This window comes from Streptomyces sp. M-16 (genome assembly GCF_052114405.1).
Lineage (GTDB): Bacteria > Actinomycetota > Actinomycetes > Streptomycetales > Streptomycetaceae > Streptomyces.
This window is the reverse complement of record NZ_JBFRER010000241.1, coordinates 1-4,377: the sequence shown is the minus strand read 5'-3', so window position 1 is coordinate 4,377 and position 4,377 is coordinate 1. Positions and strand designations below refer to the sequence as shown.

Annotated in this window: 4 protein-coding genes and 1 pseudogene; all 5 read left to right on the top strand. The window is 75.7% G+C overall.

All coding sequences use genetic code 11. The features are described from left to right. A pseudogene (locus tag AB4039_RS41555) lies at positions 1–286 on the top strand (ATP-grasp domain-containing protein); the annotation flags it as partial. Between the two features lie 31 nt (positions 287–317). Beyond that, positions 318–1,598 carry an NAD(P)-binding domain-containing protein gene (locus AB4039_RS41550; RefSeq protein WP_442273229.1) on the top strand — a complete coding sequence of 427 codons (1,281 nt, stop codon included), beginning with the start codon at positions 318–320 and terminating at the stop codon, positions 1,596–1,598. 24 nt (positions 1,599–1,622) lie between these two features. Continuing rightward, the gene (locus AB4039_RS41545; RefSeq protein WP_442273228.1) at positions 1,623–1,931 is read left to right on the top strand and encodes a hypothetical protein; all 309 of its coding nucleotides are present in this window, start codon (positions 1,623–1,625) and stop codon (positions 1,929–1,931) included. Positions 1,932–1,943: 12 nt separating this feature from the next. Beyond that, positions 1,944–4,034 (top strand): SpoIIE family protein phosphatase, encoded by a 2,091-nt coding sequence (locus AB4039_RS41540; protein ID WP_266839582.1) that lies wholly within the window; start codon positions 1,944–1,946, stop codon positions 4,032–4,034. Positions 4,035–4,119: 85 nt separating this feature from the next. Continuing rightward, positions 4,120–4,287: a hypothetical protein gene (locus AB4039_RS41535; RefSeq protein WP_266839580.1), complete on the top strand. Its 168-nt coding sequence runs from the start codon at positions 4,120–4,122 to the stop codon at positions 4,285–4,287. Positions 4,288–4,377: the final 90 nt, after the last annotated feature.

Here is a 4,377-nt window from a genome sequence, read left to right as displayed (position 1 = left end):
GCCCGGTCCGGTGCGGGCGGCGCCCCCGCGGGAGCGGCGGTGCCGCGTGGAGGCGGCCTGGTTCGCCGCCGACGACCTCGGGCCGTTCCTGGCGATGCTCGGGGCTTTCCTGGGCCGCGGCCTCGGCAAGGGGGCCCGCGCCCTGCGCGGCGTACCCGAACAGGGCCGCCGGGGGGCCCGCGCGGTGCGGGCGCCCCGGCAGCGCGGGGGCGAACGGCCGGGACCCCCGGCCCGCCGGACCCCGCCGGAGGCCCCGGCGGAGCCGGACGAACTGGTCACCCGGTAACCGAGGAGCTGGAGGAACGGCCGTGAGGCGGATGGACGATCTCGTGGTGATCGGCGCGGGCCCGTACGGGCTGTCGATCGCCGCCCACGCGGCTGCGGCCGGGCTCGGGGTGCGCGTGGTGGGACGCCCCATGGCGTCCTGGCGGGACCACATGCCCGAGGGCATGTACCTGAAGTCGGAGCCCTGGTCCTCCAACCTCTCCGCGCCCGGAGGCCGCCACACCCTCGCCGAGTACTGCGCCACCCGCGGTCTGACCGCGGAACACGGCAGCCCGCTGCCCATCGCCACCTTCAGCGCCTACGGGCTCTGGTTCGCCCGCCGCGCGGGGCTGCCCGAGGTGGAGGAGGACACGGTCACCGAGGTCACCCCGCACGGCGACGGCTTCCTCGTCCACACCGTCGGCGGCCCGCCCCGCCCGGCCCGCACCGTGGCCCTCGCGGTCGGCGTGATGCCCTTCACCCGGTACCCGCGAGCACTGCGCGACCTGCCCCCGGGCCACTGCTCGCACAGCACCGGCCACAGCGACCTGTCCCGCTTCGCCGGGCGGGAGGTGGCCGTCCTCGGCGCCGGGCAGGCCGCGCTGGAGACCGCCGCGCTCCTCGCGGAGGCCGGCGCCCGGCCCTGCCTGGTGGCCCGGCGGTCCCGGCTGAACTGGAACACCGTCCCGCAGCCCCTGGACCGGCCCCTGCTCCGGGCCCTGCGCGACCCGCACAGCGGCCTCGGCACCGGCTGGCGCAGCTGGGTGTGGTCGGAGCTGCCCTGGGCGGTGCGGCGGCTGCCCGCCCCGACCCGGGAGCGGATCGCCGCCACCGCCCTGGGGCCCGCCGGGGCCTGGTGGCTGCGGGAGCGCTTCGAACGGCGGGTGCCGACCCTGCTGGGGCACCGGCTGCACCGGGCCGTGCCGGTGGCCGGCGGCCGGACCCGGCTCGGGCTGACCACGGCGGCCGGGGAGTCCGTCGTACTGGACACTGCGCACGTCATCGCCGCCACCGGCTTCGCCCCCGACCTGGCCCGGCTGGAACTGCTCGACGCGGGACTGCGCGCGGCCCTGGCGACCGTCGGCGACGGCGGGACCCCGGAGCTCAGCCCCGGCTTCGAGTCGTCCTGGCCCGGACTGTTCTTCGCGGGGCTGCTGACCGCTCCCTCGTTCGGACCTTCCATGCGATTCGTACACGGCGCGGGCTTCACGGCGGGGAGACTGGTGAAGGGAGTCCTGGGCCGCCTCGGCGCCCGGGGCCTGCTCACCGGCACCACCCACGGCGCCGGCCCGGACCGGGCCGCCGCCGGGCATCCGAATACGTATCTACGCTGAGATCCACCGGAGAGGGGTCCCGCGATGGGCGCGGAGCGAGCACAGGGCGGCCGTGGCTGGGTGCGCATCCCCGCCAGCCGCGGGGAACACTCCCCGGCCGGAGCCGCCGGCGGCACACCGTACGGCCGGCATGCGTCCGGCACCGGCAGACCACCGGGCCTCTCCGGCCCCTCCGGCCCCTCCGGCCCCTCCGGGGGCTTCGCCCCCGCCGACCCGGCCGCGATCTACCTCGCCCTCCTCAAGCGCTGGCGGGAGGCCGGACGCACCCTCCCGGGGCATCCTGACGAGGAGTGGGAGCGGCTCATCTCCCAGCCGTGCTGGCCCGGCCGTTAGGTGGTGTGACCCGTGGCAGCGGCGGAGCGTGACAGACCCGGGCGGGACGGCGCCCCCGGCCCGCTGACGGGCCCCGGGGAGCGGCTCGCGCTCAACGGCATGGGCAGCTTCGAATGGGACCTCGACGCGGGGACCGTCGCCATCGACGAGGCCGGCCTGGCCGTCTTCGACCTGGAGCCGCAGGAGTTCGACCACACCCCCGACGGCCTCGGGCTGCGGATCCCCGCCGACGACTCGGCACGGCTCCAGGACACCGTGGCCGGCGTCCTGGACGGCGGCGGCGAGACCTACGGCTCGTACCTCACGGTGCGCCGGCGCGACGGCCGCGACCAGTGGACCCACATCCAGGGCCGGGTGCTGCGCGACCCCGACGGGCATCCGCTGCGCATCGTCGGGATCGTGCGCGACGCCACCGCCGAGCTCGCCCACGCCACCGTGCTGCGCAAACTGGAGAACGCCCGCATCCAGCAGGCCGCCATCGTGCAGCGCACCACCGAGGCCCTGTCGCGCGCCGTCACCGTCGACGACGTGACGGCCGCCCTGACCGGCGCCGGCGCCCTGGAACGGCTCGGCGCCGACGGACTCGCGCTGGGCCTCGTCGAGAACGGCACCATCAAGATCATCGCGCTGAGCGGGGAATCACTGGAGATCCTCAGCGAACGCAGGTTCACCCGCCTGGACGGATCCCTGCCGCTGTCGCAGGCCGTGCTCACCAGGCAGGCACGATTCGTCACCTCGCTCACCGAGCTGGCAGCCGAGTTCCCGCTGCTCGCCGACTACCTCAACCGGATCCGCTACGACGCCGCCGCCTACCTCCCGCTCATCGCCCAGGCCAAGGCCATCGGCGGACTCGTGCTCTTCTACCGGCGGCGCAGCGAGTTCAGCCCGGAGGAACAGAACCTCTGCCTCGGCCTCGCCGGCATCGTCGCCCAGTCCCTGCAACGGGCCCTCCTCTTCGACCAGGAACGCGAGTTCGCCACCGGCCTCCAGGCCGCCATGCTGCCGCGCCGGATCCCCGACATCACCGGCGGGGAGATCGCCGTGCGCTACCACTCCGCCTGGAGCGGACGCGAGGTCGGCGGCGACTGGTACGACGTGATCTCCCTGCCCCGCGACCGGGTCGGGATCGTCGTCGGCGACGTCCAGGGCCACGACACGCACGCCGCGGCCATCATGGGCCAGCTGCGCATCGCCCTGCGCGCCTACGCCGGCGAGGGGCACTCCCCCTCCACCGTCCTGGCCCGCGCTTCCCGCTTCCTCGCCGAACTCGACACCGAACGCTTCGCCACCTGCATGTACGCACAGGTGGACCTGGAAACCGGCGGCGTACGGGCGGCCCGCGCCGGCCACCTCGGCCCGCTCATCCGGCACACCGACGGCCGCACCGGCTGGCCCAACGTACGCGGCGGCCTGCCGCTGGGGCTGGCCTCCGTCTTCGAACAGGAGGAGTTCCCCGAGACCCGCCTGGACCTGGTGCCGGGCGAGATCCTCGTCCTGTGCACCGACGGGCTCGTCGAGGAACCCGGCACCGCTATCACCCAGGGCATGGAAGCCCTCGCGCACGCCGTGCGCAGCGGACCCCAGGACGCCGGAGCCCTCGCCGACCACCTCTCCGACCGGCTCTGGGAGCGCTGGGGCTCCGGCGACGACGTCGCCCTGCTCGTGCTGCGCCGCGCCCCCGACCCCGGCACCCACCGGGCCCCGCGCATCCACCAGTACATCCACCAGGCCGACCCGGAGGGGCTCTCCGAGGCCCGCTACGCCCTGCGGCAGGCCCTGCGCGACTGGGGCATGGCCGAGCTGGCCGACGACGTCGAGCTGGCGGCGGGGGAGCTGCTGGTCAACGCCCTCCTGCACACCGACGGCGGGGCGGTGCTGACCATGGAGGTGCTGCCCGAACCCGTGCGGCGGATCCGGCTGTGGGTCAAGGACCGCTCCAGCGTCTGGCCCCGGCGCCGCACCCCGGGCGAGGCGGCCACCACGGGGCGCGGGCTGCTGCTGGTCGACGCCCTGGCCACGCACTGGGGGGTGGAGTCCCGGGGCGACGGAAAGGCCGTCTGGTGCGAGTTCGACGCCCGAGCCGCCCCGCGCGGCACAGTGTGAGCGGATGCTCACTCCGAGTTGTGGGATGGCGGGTGCGGGGTGATGATGCGGCCATGAAACGGAAGGTTTTGCTTCGGGCCGTGCCGTGCGCCGCCTGAGCAGGGGCGCCGTCACGGGCCTCCTGGCGGTGCTGCTGCTCGCGGCCGGGGTGCCGAAGGTCGTGGACTGGACTACGGGACGGCCCCACGCGGACCCCGGGTGCCAGACGGTCGCGTTCATGTCGATGACGGGCGTCGCACCCGAATGCCACTGACCCGCCGCCGCGCCCGCGGGCTCCGTACGCCGACCGCGCCGGCGCCGTGGCTCCGGACGCCGGGCGGCCCGGCGCCGGACGGTCCGGCGC

What these genes read in the sequence shown, in the direction of transcription:
- AB4039_RS41545 (WP_442273228.1), top strand. Translation starts at nt 1,623, where the DNA reads ATGGGCGCGGAGCGAGCACAGGGCGGCCGTGGCTGGGTGCGCATCCCC.
- AB4039_RS41550 (WP_442273229.1), top strand. Translation starts at nt 318, where the DNA reads ATGGACGATCTCGTGGTGATCGGCGCGGGCCCGTACGGGCTGTCGATC.